Annotated in this window: 13 protein-coding genes; 9 read left to right on the forward strand and 4 right to left on the reverse strand. The window is 70.3% G+C overall.

Annotated features, from left to right (window positions below; all coding sequences use genetic code 11):
* Window positions 1-43: 43 nt before the first annotated feature.
* The 7 genes from OHB01_RS33380 (at window position 44) to OHB01_RS33410 (ending at window position 9,979) form a co-directional block, all read left to right on the forward strand.
* Window positions 44-1,165: a C39 family peptidase gene (locus tag OHB01_RS33380; RefSeq protein WP_261985705.1), complete on the forward strand. Its 1,122-nt coding sequence runs from the start codon at window positions 44-46 to the stop codon at window positions 1,163-1,165.
* Window positions 1,162-3,003, forward strand: coding sequence for a prolyl oligopeptidase family serine peptidase (locus OHB01_RS33385; protein WP_260617299.1), 1,842 nt, complete (start codon window positions 1,162-1,164; stop codon window positions 3,001-3,003). The genes OHB01_RS33380 and OHB01_RS33385 overlap by 4 nt, the downstream gene beginning before the upstream one ends.
* A gap of 61 nt (window positions 3,004-3,064) precedes the next feature.
* The gene (locus OHB01_RS33390; RefSeq protein ID WP_142648255.1) at window positions 3,065-4,354 is read left to right on the forward strand and encodes a M20/M25/M40 family metallo-hydrolase; all 1,290 of its coding nucleotides are present in this window, start codon (window positions 3,065-3,067) and stop codon (window positions 4,352-4,354) included.
* A gap of 86 nt (window positions 4,355-4,440) precedes the next feature.
* Window positions 4,441-4,785, forward strand: a complete 345-nt coding sequence (locus OHB01_RS33395; RefSeq protein WP_328854496.1) for a CU044_2847 family protein — start codon at window positions 4,441-4,443, stop codon at window positions 4,783-4,785.
* 54 nt (window positions 4,786-4,839) lie between these two features.
* Window positions 4,840-6,432 (forward strand): trypsin-like peptidase domain-containing protein, encoded by a 1,593-nt coding sequence (locus tag OHB01_RS33400; protein WP_185948981.1) that lies wholly within the window; start codon window positions 4,840-4,842, stop codon window positions 6,430-6,432.
* 3 nt (window positions 6,433-6,435) lie between these two features.
* Entirely contained in the window at window positions 6,436-7,431 is a 996-nt protein-coding gene (locus OHB01_RS33405) for an AAA family ATPase (RefSeq protein WP_142648252.1), read from the forward strand.
* Window positions 7,421-9,979, forward strand: a complete 2,559-nt coding sequence (locus OHB01_RS33410) for an SAV_2336 N-terminal domain-related protein (protein WP_328854497.1) — start codon at window positions 7,421-7,423, stop codon at window positions 9,977-9,979. Before OHB01_RS33405 ends, OHB01_RS33410 begins: the two co-directional genes overlap by 11 nt.
* A 6-nt stretch (window positions 9,980-9,985) precedes the next feature.
* Here OHB01_RS33410 and OHB01_RS33415 read toward each other — a convergent pair whose 3' ends face one another.
* Together OHB01_RS33415 and OHB01_RS33420 are read right to left on the reverse strand one after the other, a co-directional pair.
* A complete protein-coding gene (locus OHB01_RS33415) occupies window positions 9,986-11,335 on the reverse strand; it encodes a hypothetical protein (protein WP_328710302.1) in 1,350 nt (449 codons plus the stop codon).
* Window positions 11,336-11,843: 508 nt separating this feature from the next.
* Entirely contained in the window at window positions 11,844-12,107 is a 264-nt protein-coding gene (locus OHB01_RS33420; RefSeq protein WP_328854498.1) for a hypothetical protein, read from the reverse strand.
* A gap of 278 nt (window positions 12,108-12,385) precedes the next feature.
* Between OHB01_RS33420 and OHB01_RS33425 the strand changes: the two genes are divergently transcribed.
* Both OHB01_RS33425 and OHB01_RS33430 read left to right on the forward strand, forming a co-directional pair.
* On the forward strand, window positions 12,386-15,310 hold the full coding sequence (locus OHB01_RS33425) for a DUF222 domain-containing protein (RefSeq protein WP_328854499.1): 2,925 nt from the start codon (window positions 12,386-12,388) through the stop codon (window positions 15,308-15,310).
* Between the two features lie 130 nt (window positions 15,311-15,440).
* Window positions 15,441-15,602 (forward strand): hypothetical protein, encoded by a 162-nt coding sequence (locus OHB01_RS33430; protein ID WP_168065868.1) that lies wholly within the window; start codon window positions 15,441-15,443, stop codon window positions 15,600-15,602.
* Window positions 15,603-16,008: 406 nt separating this feature from the next.
* On the opposite strand, the gene OHB01_RS33435 is transcribed toward OHB01_RS33430, so the two are convergent.
* Together OHB01_RS33435 and OHB01_RS33440 are read right to left on the reverse strand one after the other, a co-directional pair.
* A complete protein-coding gene (locus OHB01_RS33435; protein WP_260617219.1) occupies window positions 16,009-16,848 on the reverse strand; it encodes an ABC transporter permease in 840 nt (279 codons plus the stop codon).
* Entirely contained in the window at window positions 16,835-17,764 is a 930-nt protein-coding gene (locus OHB01_RS33440; protein ID WP_142647310.1) for an ABC transporter permease, read from the reverse strand. Before OHB01_RS33440 ends, OHB01_RS33435 begins: the two co-directional genes overlap by 14 nt.
* Window positions 17,765-17,768 lie beyond the last annotated feature (4 nt).

The raw sequence follows: 17,768 nt of genomic DNA on the forward strand, positions 1-17,768 counted from the left end.
CCATCCGATGCGCCAGGTCGGGGCGGAAACAACAATCGGCGAGGTGGTCACCCTGCTGTCGGCCGGACCGAGCCCCCAGGTGAGCCCCGTCGTCCTCCACCGGTGGTCCGTCGAGGCTCAGGAGACGGGGAAGGCGAAATATCTGGATCCGTTCGCACCGGGCGGCGAGCGGGAGTGGCCCTACCTCCGCTGGACGTCCCCCGAGCGGGATATCGGCTTCCCCGCCACCGAGCTGGTGCCGTCGTGGACGGCCGCCGCGCCGCCCGGCGCCTGGCTGGAGATCGAGATCCAGGCACGGACCGTCACCGGCGAACTGACCAAGTGGTATGTCATGGGCCGGTGGGCCGAGACGGACGCCGACATCCACCGCACGTCGCTGCCGGGCCAGGGTGACGCCGACGGGGACGTCGCCGTCGACACCTTCGTCGCGGCCCGCCCCGTCACCTCCTACCGCGTGCGCGCCACCCTGTACGGCAGCGGCGGCGCCGTGCGGTCGCTGGCCGTGATGGCCTCGGCCGTGGGGCAGGCAGGCAGAGGCGGCCCGCCGGGGCTGCGGGCGGTCGAGCTCGACGTCCCGCGCCGTTCGCAGAAGGCCCACACCGGGCACTACCCGCAGTGGGACGGCGGCGGGGAGTCGTGGTGCAGCCCCGCGTCGTTCACGATGGTGCTGGACTATTGGGGGCGCGGGCCCACGCCGGCCGACCTCGCCTGGGTCACCCCCGGCGACCCGTGCCCGGCGGTCGACCACGCCGCGCGCGACATGTACGACCACAGCTACCAGGGCACCGGCAACTGGCCCTTCGGCGTCGCGTACGCCGGGCGGTACGGGCTGGACGGCTTCGTCACGCGGCTGCGCTCGCTGGCCGAGCTGGAGCGGTTCATCGCCGCCGGAATCCCGGTGATCACCTCTCAGGCGTTCCGCGATCACGAGCTGCCGGGTGCCGGATACTCCACGGGCGGGCACATCATGGTCGTCACGGGTTTCACGGCCGACGGCGACGTCATCGCGAACGACCCGGCCGCGCCGGACGACGACGGCGTGCGGCGGGTGTACCCGCGTGCGGCGTTCGAGAGCGTCTGGCTGCGCGCCACGAGCAGCGGGGGGATCGCGCACATCGTGCATCCTCCCGGCACTCCGCTTCCAGAATCCGGGGGGAACTGGTGACCATCAGGGCCGTCGACGTCGCGAGGGTGGACGACCGCCCGCTGTGGGTGGAGATCTCGGGAGACGAGGTCTGGTGGGACGAGCCGCGCCCACGTGAGGGCGGCCGGCGCTGCGTCGTGCGGCGCAGGGCCGACGGCGTGATCGAGGACGTGCTCCCGCCGGGCTGGAACGCCAGGAACCGGGTCATGGAGTACGGCGGACGGTCCTGGCGGGCGCACGAGGGCCGCCTGGTGTTCACCAACTGGGCGGACGGCCGGATCTACGTGTGCTCCCCCGGCGGGGAGCCGGTTCCGCTCACCCCCGACGAGCCCGCCCGCTACGCCGACCTCGTCGTCCACGGCGGCGAGGTGTGGTGCGTACGCGAGCGGGGCGACGCCCGCAGCGGAGAGCGGGACATCGTCGCGGTGCCGCTCGACGGCTCTCCCCTGCGCAGTGTGGTGAAGACCCACCATTTCCTGATGAACCCGCGCGTCTCACCGGACGGCCGGTCGCTCGCCTGGATCGGCTGGAACCACCCCGACATGCCCTGGGACGCCACCGAGCTGTGCGTCGGATCCGTCGACGGCGGTCCCCACCGCGTCCTGCTGTCCGGCGCGTCCACCTGCCAGGCCGAGTGGCGCGACGACGAGAGCCTGTACGCCGTCACCGACCCCACCGGCTGGTGGAACATCCACCTCGTCGGCCTGGACGGCACGACGCGCGACCTGACCCCGGTGCCGCTGGAGTTCGGCGACGCCACCTGGAAGATCGGCGCCACGTTCTTCGCCGTCGCGGACGGGCGGATCGCCACCGTGTACGGCACGGCCGACGAGCGGCGGCTCGGGGTCGCCGACGACCCGGCGGGCACCGGTTCGATCAGGGACGTCGGCGGCGGCTACACCAACTGGGCGCCCGCCTTGTCGGCCCGGGGCTCCAACGTCGTGGGGGTCGCGGGCTCGCCCCACCGGCCGTACGAGGTGGTGCGGGTCGACCTGGACACGGGGGCGCACGAGGTGCTGTCCCCCGGCAAGCCGGTGCCCGAGGACGCCGAGCTGCCCACACCCGAGGCGGTGACCGTCGAGGGGGTCCACGCGCACCTGTACGCCCCGGCGGCCCGGTCGGACGACGGCGGGCCCGCGCCGTACGTGGTGTTCGTGCACGGCGGGCCGACGAGCTCGGCGCCGCCGGTGTTCGACCTGGAGATCGCCTACTTCACCAGCAGGGGCATCGGCGTCGCCGAGGTCAACTACGGCGGCTCCACCGGCTATGGCCGGGCCTACCGCGAGCGGCTGCGCCACAACTGGGGCGTGGTGGACGTGCGCGACTGCGAGACGGTGGCGCGGTGGCTGCTGGACAGCGGACGGGCCGAGAAGGTGGCGATCAGGGGCGGCAGCGCGGGCGGCTGGACGTCGATGGCCGCGCTCGTCCACAGCGACGTGTTCTGCGGCGCGGTGTCCCACTACGGCATCTCCGACCCCGAACACTGGGCGGCGGAGACGCACGACTTCGAGTCGCGCTACCTCGACGGGCTGATCGGCCCGCTGCCCGAGACCCGGCAGCGCTACGCGGACAGATCGCCCGAGCTGCACGCGGAACGGGCGTCCGGCCCGGCCCTGCTCCTGCACGGCCTGGAGGACAAGGTGGTCGATCCCGCGCAGTCGGAGCGCTTCGCCGCCGCGCTGGCCCGTCACGGGCATGAGTGGGCCTACCTTACGTTCGAGGGAGAACAGCACGGGTGGCGGCGCGAGGAGACGATCGTGCGGGCCCTGGAGGCGGAGCTGGCGTTCTACGGGATCGTCTTCGGCTTCCCCACGCCCGAGGTGCCACCGCTGACGCTCCACAAGGGGGAGGCGCAGTGAGCAATCTTGGACACGGCGCGATTCGCTCATGCGACTTCGAGCCGTCGGGCGAGGAGTCGGCATGAGCGAGGTCGGCGAGATCTGCTCGGAGCTGCTGCGGATCGACACCACCAACGACGGGTCCGGCGACGGGCCGGGCGAGCGGCGGGCCGCCGAATATGTGGCCTCCCTGCTTTCCGAGGTCGGCATCGAGCCGGTGGTGTTCGAGTCGGCGCCGCGCCGCACCAGCGTGGTCGCCCGCATCCCCGGCGACAGCTCCGACGCGCTGCTCCTGCACGGGCACCTCGACGTCGTGCCCGCCGACCCGGCCGAGTGGCGTACGCACCCGTTCTCGGGCGAGATCGACGGCGGCTGCGTGCACGGCCGGGGCGCGGTCGACATGAAGGGCACGCTCGCCATGACCCTCGCGTGGGCCCGCGAGAACGCCCGCAGGGGCGTGCGTCCCCGGCGCGACCTCGTGCTGGCGTTCCTCGCCGACGAGGAGTCCACCGGCGAGTACGGCGCGGGTCACGCGATCGAACGGCACCGCGAGCTGTTCGAGGGCTGCACGGAGGCGATCAGCGAGTCGGGCGGCTTCTCCTGGTATGAGAACGACGTCCGCATCTACCCGGTGGCGGTCGGGGAGCGCGGCACCGCCTGGATGCGCCTGACGGCGCGCGGCGTGCCCGGTCACGGGTCCAAGCCGGCCGTGGACAACCCCGTGGCCGAGCTGGCCCGGGCCCTCGCCCGCCTCGCCGACCACTCCTGGCCCGTGCGGCTGACGCCCGAGGTGGCCCGGCTGATCGACGAGCTGTCGCGGGCGCTCGGCGGGCCGATCGACCTCGACCGGCTGGAGGAGGAGATCGAGCGGATTCCCCGCGCGGCGGCCCTGTTCAAGGGCGTGCTGCGCAACTCGGCCAACCCGACCATGCTGGACGCGGGATACAAGGTCAACGTCATCCCCGGCACGGCCGAGGCCCACGTGGACGGCCGGTTCCTGCCGGGACAGCGCGACGAGTTCCTGGAGACCGTCGACCGGCTGCTCGGCCCGAAGGTCACCCGCGAGTTCGTCAGCTTCGAGGAGGCCGTCTCCTCCCCCGTCGAGGGCCTGTTCGACAAGCTCACCGCCGCCCTGCTCGCCGAGGACCCGGCCGGCAAGCCCGTGCCGTACGTCATGAGCGGCGGCACCGACGCCAAGTGGTTCGCGAGGATCGGCATCAGGGGCTACGGCTTCGCACCGCTGCTGCTGCCGCCCGACCTCGACTACTTCGGCATGTTCCACGGTCTCGACGAGCGCGTTCCGGTCGAGGGCCTGGAGTTCGGCGTCCGCGTCCTCGACCGGCTGCTCACGTCCTCAGCGCCGAAATCGTGACATGAAATAGTTTCCGGCCGTACTGCCGAACACCTCGCGCTCTTGTTACTTTGCATTACGGAAACGGGGAGCGTGAGCGAGGGACAGTGGCCGATCAGCTTGTGCGCTGGGAGATCGACGGCGAGTCCGTCATCGTGGAGACCGGCGAGGAAATCGCGGACACATGGGCTCCTGCGGGAGCCTGCGGCGAGCGGGTCGTGTACCGGTCGGCGGAAGGCCTCAAAAAGGCCCTGCACGGGGTCCGGGACGCGGCGAGGACGGCGCTGGCCGCCTTTCGCGACTTTCCCGAGGGCCCCCAGGAGGTCGAGGTCGAATTCGGTGTGAAGCTAGCCACCGAGGCAGGTGCGATTATCGCCAAAAGTGCCGCAGAGGGACATTTGACCGTAAAGCTGAAGTGGATTGAGAAACCGGCTGATTCCGGACGCGAGTAGTCAATGACGCACAGTTGGCACGCCCGTGTCGACGGCACGAGAAATGGCAGGCGCGTGACCGGAGCCGGCCTGCTGGTCGATGCCCGTCACGTACTCACGTGCGCCCATGTGGTCAGCGGCTGCTCGAGCATCCGCGTCAGCTTCGTCCAGGCCGACCGGCCGGACCTTCAGGATCTGCCCGCCGACCTCGGCTGCGCTGGCCCATGGCGGCAGCCCGGCGACCCGGGGGACGTTGCGGTGCTCAGCCTCGCCGCCGACGTCGCGATCGAGCCGGCCAGGCTGTCTCTCCGGGTTCCGGCGTGGGCCGAATTCGCGGTGCACGGCTTCCCTCCGGACGCCGGGCCGTTCGGCGCCGTCATGCGGCTGCGGACCGGCTCGGCCTCCGGCATCGGGGAATGGCTCCATGTGGAAGCGGCCACCGGTCACGCCGAGACGCCTCGTGCCGGATTCAGCGGCGCTGGCGTGTTCGACGAGGTCACCGGCCACGTCTATGGCATGATCAGCGACGCGTCAGCGAGCCAGGACCGTCGCACCGGACGCATGATCCCGCTGACCGAGGTGCGCAAATACTGGGAGGACCTCGACGACCTCCTCGATCTCGGCTGGCTCGGCGGCGAGGCCCGCCGGAAGCTACGGTCGATTCTGCGCCGCATCGACACGGACGCCAACCTGACCGAACTCGTCGAGGCGGAGTTCCATCCGGCGATCGCACCGCCCGTGTTCCGGTCCGTGTGGCACGCGACCCGGTATGTCGCCGAGGATCTCTACGACGACGACCGCCTGGGCAGGTTCCTCCAGGCGCTCATCTCGAAAACGTCCGGCGGCCCAGCCGTGAAAGCGCTGCGGGTCTGGATGGACCGGCATCTCGAGCCTCCCGCGTCACGGCCCGGGATCTCTTCCATCGTCATCCGGCTCGACACGAAGACCAAGGGCGGCTACGAACTCAGCTTCTCCCATTTCATCGACGACAAACCCTATCCGGGGGGCGCGCCGACGACGGTGACCCGCAAGAGGTTCCGTAAGGAGGTGGAGTCGGCGCTGAACTCTCTGATGGCGAGGATCAGCAGAGCCGGCCGGGACGACCCACTGATCGAGTTCGTGCTGCCGCGCTCGCTGATCCTCAGCGAGCATGTGGACGAGTGGTACGCGTGCCGGGAAGAGGAGATCCCGATAGCGACCTATCGTGTGGTGGTCCGGGACGTCGCACGTCTCGGTAACTACATTCTCCAGGATCAGTGGAGGAACCGCTTCAAGCATCTCCACCGTACGGTCAAGATTGAAAAGGCCGACTGCTCCCTTCTTGATCCGGACGAGTTCTACCGGCGGCTCCTCAGCGATAAGGATGCATGCGTGATCGTCTATTCCGGTGTGCCCGACAGCACCATACTGCACAAGGGCCTCAACGCCGGGGTGCCGGTGATGGTGTGGCCTCGGTCCTCCTGCAAAGGGGCTGCTCCCGGCGAGTGCCCGTACGGGTCGTTGGACGCCTTCGCGACGCTGATAGATGCGAACGGCTATCACGAGTTGCCGGAAGTAGTGCGCCGTTTGCGCTTCGACCCCACGCACGCCCACTGCGGGCCGCGGCTCACTCTCATCTGGGACGACCCCACGCGAATTCCCGATCCGCCCACTTTCGTGGAGGAGTAGCGCATGGCGGACTGGTACGTCTACACCGGCGTTCCCGACGCGAAAAGCGACATCGGGAGGCTGCCACCCCCGCCACCGTGGCGGGACTTCAAGGGCGTGGTGCCGGATGATACCGGGGAGCTCCCGGAGATCGACCCGACGCACGAGCACCAGGCCAGGAGTTACCGGCCGGATCCCGGCGCGGTCGAGCAGGTGAACGCCGCGCTCTACCTTCGCAGGCCGCTGCTGGTGACCGGCAGACCCGGCACGGGCAAGTCCACCCTCGCGCACGCCGTCGCTCGGGAACTTCGACTCGGGCCGGTCCTGTACTGGGCGATCACGAGCAGGGTCACGCTCGCCGACGGCCTGTACAGCTACGACCCGCTCACCCGCCTGTACGACAGGGAGAGCGGGCGGGCGCACGCCGACGCCGACGACGACGAGATCGGCAAATACATCCGCCTCGGACCGCTCGGGACCGCTCTGCTGCCCGCGTGCAGGCCGCGGGTCCTGCTCATCGACGAGATCGACAAGAGCGACATCGACCTGCCCAACGACCTGCTCACGATCTTCGAGGAGGGGCGGTACGAGATCCCGGAGCTCGCGCGCCAGAAACGGCGGACGCACCGGGTCTCGACCGCCGATGGCAGGACCGCATCGGTGACGGACGGTGTGATCGGCTGCCGGGCCTTCCCGCTGGTCATCATGACCAGCAACGGCGAGCGAGAGTTTCCCGCCGCGTTCCTACGTCGATGCGTGAGGCTGGCGCTGCCCGAGCCGGACCGCGACAAGCTGAGGGAGATCGTCAGAGCGCAACTCGGCGAGCTGAGCGACGAGAGCGAGGACTTGATTCAACTGTTCCTCTCTCGGAAGACGGAGGGTCAGCTGGCCACCGATCAACTACTCCACGCGATCTATCTGACCCACCACGCGGCGCGGGACCACGGGGTCGACCGCCTGGCTTTGGCCGAACGGCTCATGCCGCATCTGAACTCCGGCGTCGCCGACGATGACGATTGACCGGCTGAGCGACGTTCTTTCCCGGACCGGCCTGGATATGTCGGCCCAGGAACTGTCCGACGTGCTGTGGCTCGCCGCGCATCTGTCTCCCGAATCAGATTCTGTGGATGTATCTGGCCGCACGGCTGCACACCCTTCTCTCGAAGCACCGGCTGATCCGCACTCGGCCACATCGTGGACGGCCGAGACGGCGCCGGAGACTGCGACGACGGAGTTCGCCCTGGGATTGGAGCTACCCGCCGATGATCCCAGCGGGGATGTTCACCGGATCCAGGTCCCGGACGCGCCGATGGTCAGGCATAGTCTGCCGATCCAGCGCGCTCTGCGCCCTCTCAAACGGACCGTCCCGTCACGCGTCCGGAACGTCATGAACGAGGCCGCCACCGCCGCGGAGATCGCGCGGACGGGCCGGTGGATCCCGGTGATGAGAGGTGCTCCGGAACGCTGGCTTGACCTGGCGCTGGTCGTGGACACCGGACCTACCATGCGGCCCTGGCATCCTATGGTCGGCGAACTGAGAGCCGTTCTCGGCCAGGTCGGCGCCTTCCGTGACATTCACGTCTCATATCTCGTCGGCGACCGAATCGCTCTCGGCCCGGACGCCTCCCCGGGCAGCCCGGCGGCCCTGGTCGATCCGACCGGTCGGCGCGTCGTGCTCGTACTGACCGACTGTTCCGGGCGGCACTGGTGGGAGGGCACGGCACAGCCCCTGGTGCAAATGTGGGCCCGGCGCAACGCGACAGCTGTTCTGCAGCCGCTTCCCGAGAGGCTGTGGCGGCGGACCGCTGTTCCGGTGATCCCCGGCCTCGCTGCGCAAGGCAAGCCGTGCGGCCCCAACACCACTCTCCATTTCCGCCCTTTCGAGGAGACCCCGCCGGCGAGTGGAATCCCGTTGCCCGTGGTCGAGCTGGATCCCGCCTGGATCGGCGACTGGGCTCGCCTCGTCGCCGGAGGTGACACGGTGGCCACGGCCATGACGTACGTCTCGGCACGCCCTCGCTCGTTGGCGCAAAGGGTGGACGAGGAGCGGTCCATCGACCTCGAGGACCGAGTGCTGCGCTTCCGCGCCACCGCCTCTCCTGAGGCGGTGCGGCTGGCCGGCTACGTCGCCGTATCCACGCCAGCGCTTCCCGTCATGAGACATCTTCAACGGGCGCTGCTGCCCCGATCCAGACCTCAGCATCTCGCGGAGGTGCTGCTCAGCGGCCTGTTTCGGCATGTGAGTGGAGATCATTACGAATTCATTGACGAACGGGCCCGGATGGCGGCGCTACAGCTGCTGCCTCGCTCGGAGGCGTGGCACGCGGCCGACGTCCTCAACCGGCTGTCCACCGGCATCCAGGCGAGTGTCGCCACTGCCGCGGCGACCTTCGGCGCGGTGCTCGGCGAAGAACCGGACGCTGTCACCTCTTCACGATCCGATAGAGGGCGTCCTTTCGCCTTTCTGAATGCGGAAGTGCTGCGAAGCCTGAGCGACCTGGACATCCCCCCGCGCCGAGCAGAGACCCGGTTCACCGGCGCGCCCGCCTCCACGTCGCCCCGGACGACGCCTGCCATCACCCACCTTCCGTCGTCCGTGCAGGCCACTCCGGCTTCCGCCTCTCACAGCATCTGTATGTGGGGCACGCCTGGCAGCGGCAAGACGACCTTCCTGGCCGCCCTGTCGATTGCCCTGATGCGCCGGAAGGACAACTGGAAAATCGTAGGTTCCGACCCCACCTCCAACGATTACCTCGTCCAAAGGAAAAGGGCGCTGCTGCATGAAAGGGTCTTCCCCGAGGCGAGCAGCGTCCTGGAGCAGTACCACTGGATGCTGATCGGCCCCGGCGCGGAACAGAGCAGGTGGTGGAGTCGTAAGCCGAAGATCGGCCCCGAGCGTCGGATCCGTGTCAGCATGATCGACGCACCCGGGGGTCTTTTCGCTGCGGAAGAGCCTGCCGACGGAGGGCTAACCGATTCGCGCCAACGGGAGCTGCTGGACAACCTGGCTCAGAGCCGGGGCATCCTCTTCCTCTTCGACCCTGTTCGGGAATTCGAGATCGGAGATGCCTTCGACCATCTGCATGCATCGCTCACCCGGCTCGCCGAACGGATGCTCGCCGCCGGCGAGGTGAGGGATGGGAAGCTTCCGCACCATATCGCGGTCTGCATTACCAAGTTCGACGATCGCCGAGTGTTCGACACGGCAGTGGATCGTCACCTGGTCAGCGTCGAGCCCGACGATCCGTACGGCTTTCCGCGGGTGAGCGACGAGGACGCCCGGACGCTGTTCCACGCATTGTGCCAAATTTCGCGGAGCGGTACTGCTGATCTGGTTTTCGCCGCCCTCGAAAGATTCTTCCATCTTGAGCGTATCCAGTTCTTCGTCACCTCATCCATCGGGTTCTTCGTCGACAGGAGCACGAATGTCTTCGACTGGGACGACTCGCAAAATCTCCTGGCCGACGGGGACCACCTATCCCTGCGCATACGAGGAGAGGCTCATCCGATCAATGTCGCGGAGCCGGTGCTGTGGCTTGGCCAGGCGCTCACAACGACCGGGAAGTAGAGCCGATCAGCCCTGGTAGAAGGTCAGATCCACGCCGGAGACGGTGTGCTGGACGCAGGTGAACCCGCCCAGGCCCGCCTGCGCGGCGACCGCCTCACCCGGGCCCGCCTGCGCGGCGACCGCCTCGCTCAGGCAGACGACGCCGGGAGCGGCGAGGTCCTGAGCCATCTTCGACGCTTGATTCACCGGCGCTCCGGCCACGTCGCGGCCTCCGTCCGGCGTCCGCCCGGACAGCACCGGCCCGCTGTCCAGCCCGATGCGGCAGGTCATCCCGGCCTCGGCCAGGGCGGCGCGCAACTCCAGGGCGAAGGGCACGGCGGCGCCGGGGTCATCGAACAGGTAGATGGCCAGCGGACCGGCGACCTTGACCTCGACGGCGCCCTCCGCGGGCAGGAGGCGCAGCCCGATCTCCCGCATGCGGGCCGACAGGTCCAGCCCGGTCAGGAGCGCCACCTCGGGTACGTCGGCCGCCGCCCCGGGCTCGCCGCGCTCGGCCAGGACCACCGTCCGTTCTCGCAGGTGCTTTGCCGCGAGCGCCGCGGCCGACCCGGCGTCGCGGGGATCGAAGCGCAACAGGTCCTCGTAGAAGGCGGCCGGATAGGGGATGGGATACCACCCGCCGTCGGTCGCCGCGTCGCCGGCGCGCGGCCCGTCGAGCACGCGATAGACCGCGCCCAGGAGCCTGGCCTGCCCATCGTGCGCGTCCTTGCGGCGCAGGACGAAGCCATGCCCGTCCTTGCGGCGCAGGACGAAGCCATGCCCGTCCTTGCGGCGCAGGACGAAGCCGTGGCCGGCCGGCAGCCGCTCGGCCACCGCCTCGGTGACCACGATCTCGCCGCCCTCGGTGTGGTTCTCCACGAGGTGCTCGACCGCGTCGGCCTCGGCGCCGTACAGTCCGCCGTCCAGGTCGTAGTAGTCGCCGTGGTGGACGCCGATGCCGACGCGGATCCCGCAGGTGCGCCCGATCTCGTCCTGCGCTCGCAGCAGGGCCGACAGCAGCGTCCCCGCGTCGGTCGTCGCGGGATGGAACAGTTGCGCGTTGTCCGCCGCCCAGACGCCCATCGCCCGGCCGCCCACGCCGATCCCGTACGCGTGCAGGACGCGTTTCGGGCCGTCGATGAGCGCCAGCACCTCCAGCAGGCCGAGGCTGCGGCTCAGCCTGGTCAGCCCGGCCGAGTCGGACACCACGCTGTATCCGGTCGTGACGTGCGCGCCGAGCAGCCGCCGGGCGTCGGCGGCGGTACGGCCGCTCGCCCTCCACCGCTCCACCAGCGTCAGCGGCAGCCCCGGGGCCGCGTCCCTTGCGAGGTCGAAGGCGCCCGGCTCCTCCCCGGTCGTGGGAGTGTCAGTGGTCACACAGGATGACTACTCATCGATATCAGCCGTCGAGGAGCGTTTGCGTTCCAAAGTTGGAGCGCCCGTCAGGACGAGCTGGCGATGGGAGTTCGTACCGATCTCCAGGGCCGACCGCGGTTCCTCATCCGTGGGCGCAGTAGCGCCGGGGCAGGCACCCGACTCGTCCAAGAGTCCGCACCCGCGACGCTCGGCGGCGCGTTCCCAGTCTTCACGGATGGGGCCGTACTCGACAGCCCTGAAGACTCTGCGACAGCCCGGAAGGCTCTGCGAGCACGTCTCCGGGCGGGACGTCGTATCGGGCGGCACCTCCCGGTTGGGGCTCCATATTTGCCCAGGTCAGGGTTTGATTCGATGGTGTGTTCGAGGTAGGCTTGGGGTAGCCGTTGCAGGTGAGCCTAGCTGGCGGGCCGTTGGCCATACGCCGTGTGTTGAGCCGAGTCTGTTGAAGGAAGTCCCGGTCCGGGCGGTCGGGAAACCGTTGTTTGCCTTCGTCTGTGCTCCTGGGGGTTCACCGCCGTGTCCGCGCCGCACTCGCCGTCCGCTGCCGCCGGGCAGCGCCCGGCACCGCCGGTGCCCTCGACACGTGCAGCACGCCCGGCAGACCCGACAAGTCCAGCACGCGCGCCGCGCCCGCCTCGCCCGGCGCGCTCTGCGGACCCGGCACGTCCGGCGGACCCGGCACGCCCGGTGGATCCGGCACCTTCAGCACGCCCGTCGCGCCCGGCACGTGCAGCGCGCCCTGCACCTTCAACGCGCCCGTCGCACCCGACACACCCGGCGCCTTCAGCACGTCCGGCGGATCCGGCGCGTCCGGTGGACCCGGCGCGTCCGGTGGACCCGGCGCGCCCGGTGGACCCGGCGCGCCCGGTGGACCCGGCGCGCCCGGTGGACCCGGCGCGCCCGGTGGACCCGGCGCGTCCGGTGGAGCCGACGCCTTCAGCACGCCCGGTGGGCCCGACCTACCCTTCGCGTGTGGTGGGCGGGGTGTCCTCCCCTGGCCAGGGTGGGGGCGAGGCCGGGGGCGAAGGTACCGGCGGTGGTGGGGTTCCGGTGGCGATTCCTGATGGGCTGGCGGTGATCCCGCCGGGGGCCGAGCTTGCGGGGGTGCTGGCGGGTATCGCTGTGGAGCGGGTGTCGGGGTTCGACACTGTGGAGGTGCTCAAGGCGGCCTACCGGCAGTCCTGTCATGACCGGGCGTGGTTTTTGCGGGTGCTGCTGGAGGTCGGGCTGCGTGAGGCGTGGTCCGGCGACAGCGTGGTCCGCCTGCAAACACCGGAGGAGTTCGCCCCGGATGAGGCGCGGGCGGCGCTGGTGTGGTCGCGCCGCCGCGCGGATTCGGCGTTCGAGCTGGCGTGGAATCTGCATCGCCGCCTGCCGGTGCTCGGTGAGGCGATGCTGGAGGGGGTGTTGGATGAGCCGCGGGCGGTGGCTTTCATCCGCTGGACGAGCGGGTTGACCGACGCCCAGGCCGGCTGGGTTTGCGAGCGCCTGGTGCCTCGGGCGGCGGGGTGGACGGTGGGCGAGCTGGTCGAGCACGTTCAGCGCATGGTGCTCGCGATCGATCCGGATTGGGCGGAAAAGCGTTATACCGAGGCGGTCCGCAGGCGGCGGGTGGCCGGCACGCGCAATGATGACGGTACCGCGACCGTGTCCGGGCTGGACCTGCCGGTGGAGCGGGCGGTGGCCGGGTGTGAGCGGATCGATGAGCTGGCCCGCGCCTGCAAACGCGCCGGGGACCGCCGCCCGATCGATCACATCCGCGCGGACTTGTTCTTGGGCAGCCTGGATGGCACCTTCGAAGGCCTGACCGACGAGCAGATCGTCACCCATGTCCTGGCCCACCCTCTCGTGGAACCCGGCGATCCCACCCCCGGCGACACCTCTGACGACACCCCCAGCTCCACCGGCTCGGCCGACGACCCCGCCGGCTCATCTGACGCCGCCACCGGCAAACCTGACGCCCCCGCAGGCACTACCGCCAGCCCCGCCAGCTCTGCCGGTACCCCCACAGGCGAGCCGAAGCACGAGCGCGAGCGCGACTACGAGCGGAGGTCGGGTAACGGACCCGAGCCGGAAGATGGGCACGGGCACGGGCGGAGGGTCGCTCCGGAGCCGGAGCGTAGACACGGCCAAAGCGCCGCACCACAACCGGGGACGGAGCAGAGGCCGAGCACCGGAGCCACGCCTGCGTACGAGCGCGACCGGAGCACCGCACCAGAACCAGAGCACGGGCGCGGGCACGACAACAGCGCCGCACCCGAACCAGAGTCGGAGGACGAGCGGAGGCTGAGCACCGGGTCCGAGTCGGAGCACGAGCGCGGGCGCGACCGGGTCACGGCACCCGCGCCGGAGCCGGAGCACGAGCACGAGCACGGCCAGAGCGCCGCATCCGAGCCGGAGGACGGGAACGCGTACGCGCACGGGCGGAGGGGCGCACCCGAACCGAGGCAGGAGCACGAGCACGGCCAGGGCACCGCACCAGAGCCAGGGACGGAGCAGAGGCCGAGCACCGGACCCACGCCCGCGTACGAACACGACCAGAGCGCCGCACCCGAACCGGAGGACGGGCACACGCACGGGCGGAGGGCCGCGCCGGAGTCTGAGCGAGGGCACGACCAGAGCGCCGCACCGGAGTCGGAGTCGGAGTCGGAGGGTGGGCGCGGGTGCGGGGAGCCTCAGCGGTCGCAGGGCCGCCTTGGTGGTGGGCCCGGCGCGACATCGTGGTCGGTGCCGGAGATACGGGTGGAGCTGACGACGTTGCTCGGGCACGATGAGCACCCGGCGCACCTGCCCGGCTGGGGCATGGTCCACGCCGCCCAGGCACGCCGCATCGTCACCGGCATGCTCGGCGGGCAGTGGCGCTATGCCATCTGCACCGACGACGGGCACCTGCTCCTGGCCGGCATCACCCGGCAGCGCCCCTGCCCGCCTGCACAACGGCCACCCCGCGACATGCGACGCGGCGGCATCGTCGAGCTGCAGATCACCCTCACCCAGCTCCACCGGCTGGCCGCCGCACCGGCCACCACCGGCGCCTGGGCACCCCTCATCGCCGACCTCACCCGTCAAGCCCACGCCCAGCTCGGCACCACCCCCGCAACCGGATCGCCCGACCGAACCGGATCACCCGACCCGGCGGGATCGCGTCACCCGGGCCGATCGTGTGACCCGGCTGCAGCGCACGCCCCAGCGGGATCGGGTGACCCGGCCATGCTGGGCGAACAGACCGACCCAGCCCACACGGCCGACACGGCCAACACGGCCGACACGGCAGGCGCAGTCAGCACCACAAGCGCGGCTGGCACGGCTAACGCGGACTCGGCGAACACGGCTGACGTGGTCAACGCGGCGGGCGCGGCTGGCGCGGCCGACACCGCTGGGGTGGCGAGCACAGCGAACGGGGCTGATCGGCGTCATGCCGATGCGGCCTTACGCCGATACGTCCAGATCCGGGGCCGGGTCTGCTCCTGGCCGGGCTGCCGCATGCCCGCCACCCGCACCGACCAAGACCACATCCAGGCCTGGGCCGACAACGGCGCCACCACCGCCGCCAACCTGCACCTGGCCTGCCGCCACGACCACCGCGCCAAGCACCTCGGCGGCTGGCGCGTCACCACCGCAGGCCCCCACCTCATCATCTGGACCAGCCCACTCGGACACCCCTACCACAGCCCACTCCCGAAGATCATCCAGCCCGTCCCCGACCCCCAGCCCCGCACCTGGCCCGACGCCCCACCCGGACGCCTGCCCGGCGACCTCCCCGGAGCACCAGACACGATCATGGCCCCACCATGCCCTCCCACCACCCCACCAGCACAAACCCCCGCAGAAACCCCGGCACAACCAACCCGTAGGCACACGACCCAGACACCCGACGCGGATAGCCCCGACACGGAGGAACACGACAACGCCACACCACAGGACGAATCAAGAGGAACACTCATCCAACGCGACCTCGAAACACCACCCTTTTGACGCCCCCTCGCCTCCGGCACCGTTCGAGGGAGAAGCAGTGTCGGCCCCCGGCCCCGCATCCCGTTCGGGCACCGCGCCCGCCGCCGCGACGCTGAGCCCACGTCCGGCGCCACACGCGGCGCTGGCCCCTATGGCCTGGCCCCTATGGCCCTGGACCGTATGGCACTGGCCACTGGCCCCTGGTGAGGAACTGCACCTGTCGAACACCGCCTATTGGTCCACGCCGCTGCTCACCACCGCGCGGCGCGGGGCCGGGCCGCGGGCGTTCCGGGAGAACGACGGTGCGGCCTGACACATCGCCCCCAGTCGGCCCATTCCGTCCGCACGCAGCCGGTCGTAGTCCGTCAAGGCATGCGGGTGCGGCGTGCGCAACCGGTCCTCGCACACGCGTACGACCGCCTCAGCGGTGGAGTCGGCCACGTGCGACACGGCCGCACTCCATATCCTGCCGACGTCGAGATTTTGCCGACGTCGAGCAGGTCGGCTCCATGCCGAAGCGTCCTCACCGTGCTGACGGGCTGCTCCGGAATGTCCCGGCGCAGCCGTACGGGCTGAGGGCGAGCGGGAGGCGTTGCCGACACCGTGACCTGGGTGAGCAGCCGGTTCGCCGCCTGACGGGCGGCCGCTCCCTGAGCGGCGTGCTGCTGGGCCCTGCGCAGATCGGCCACCGCCACGACGAGACAGGCCGGCCTGCGAAGTCAGCGCAGGCGGGGGTCGAGGGCGTCGCGGACGACGTCGCCGAGCAGGAGGAAGCTCAGCACCGTGGCGGTGAGGAACAGCGCGGGGAAGAACAGCAGGTGGGGGTGATCGGCGAAGAACGTCTGGGCGATGTTCAGCTGCAGGCCCCACGACACCTCGGGGTACTGCAGGCCGACACCGAGGTAGTCGAGCGTCGCTTCACCGGCGATGACGTTGCCGACGTTCAGCATGGCCACGACGATGACCGGCGCGATCGCGTTGGGCAGGATATGCCGGAACATCAGCCTGCGGTCGCTCGCGCCCAGCATGCGGGCGGCGGCGACGAAGTCCATGTCCTTGACGGCGATGACCTGCCCGCGCATCAGCCGGGTCATGGTCGTCCAGCCGAGCAGCACGAGGACCAGTGTCATAGCCCATATCCCGTGGTCGGGGAAGGCGACCAGCACGACGGTCGCGCCCAGCACGAACGGGATGCCGAAGAACACGTCGGTGAGCCGGGAGATGAGTGCGTCGACGACGCCGCCGTAGTAGCCGCCCACCAGCCCCAGCAGGATGGAGATCAGCAGGGCGAAGACGGTGACCGCGACGCCGACCACGATGGAGGCCCGGGTGCCGTGCACGACCTGCGACCAGTAGTCGCAGCCCTGCAGGTCATACCCGAACAGGGCTCCGTCGGCCGGGCCGTGTTTCGACATGCGCAGGTTGCACGCCTCGTTGGGGCCCAGGCGGGCGAACAGCCCGGGGAAGGCCGCCATCGCGAGGGCCACCACCAGGACGGCGGCCGAGAACCAGAAGACCACCCGGCCGCGCAGCTCTCCCCAGGCGTCACGCGCGAGCACGGCGGATCCTCGGGTCGAGCACGCCGTACAGCAGGTCGACGGCAAGGTTGGCGAGAATGAAGATCATGACGAGCAGGGTGACGACGCCGACGACGACGGGACCCTCCTGGAGCTGGATGGACTGGAACACCTGCTGGCCGATGCCGGGCAGGTTGAAGATGCCCTCGGTGACGACCGCTCCGGCCATCAGGTTGCCGAAGTCGACACCGAGGTAGGTCACGACGGGGATGAGCGAGTTGCGCAGCGCGTGCAGCCCCACCACCCGGCGCCGGGACAGGCCCTTCGCGGTCGCCGTACGCACGTAGTCGGCGCGCAGGTTCTCCACGAGGGAGGTGCGGGTGAGCCTTGCGACGTACGCCAGCCCGAACGAGCCGAGGACCATGCCGGGCAGCAGGTAGCTGCCCGGCCAGCCCTCGTCTGTCCCCGCGGTCGGGAACAGCCCCAGATTGAGGCCCAGCACGATCTGGGCCGTGTACCCGACGACGAACACGGGGACCGCGATGACGAACGTGGTGCCGGCGAGGACCGCCGTGTCGGCGGCCCCGCCGCGGCGCAGCCCGGCCAGGACGCCGAGGCCGATGCCGACGACGAGCTCGAAGATCCAGGCGGTCAGCGCGAGCTGCGCGGTGACCGCCCACCGGTCCTGGAGGAGCTCGCTCACCGGCTGGCCGGTGAACGTCTCCCCCAGGTCGCCCCGGAACACCCCGAGCATGTAGTGCCCGTACTGCACGAGCAGCGGCTCGTCGAGGTGGTAGCGCGCCCGCATCACGGCGAGCACCTGCTCGGGCACCGGCTTGTCGCCCGCGAGCGCCAGGATCGGGTCGCCCGGCAGTGCGAACACCATCGCGTAGATCAGGAAGGTGGTCGCGAAGAACACCGGGATCGCCTGGGCCAGGCGCTGCGCGGCGTACCTCACCCTC

This window comes from Microbispora hainanensis (assembly GCF_036186745.1).
Taxonomy (GTDB): domain Bacteria; phylum Actinomycetota; class Actinomycetes; order Streptosporangiales; family Streptosporangiaceae; genus Microbispora.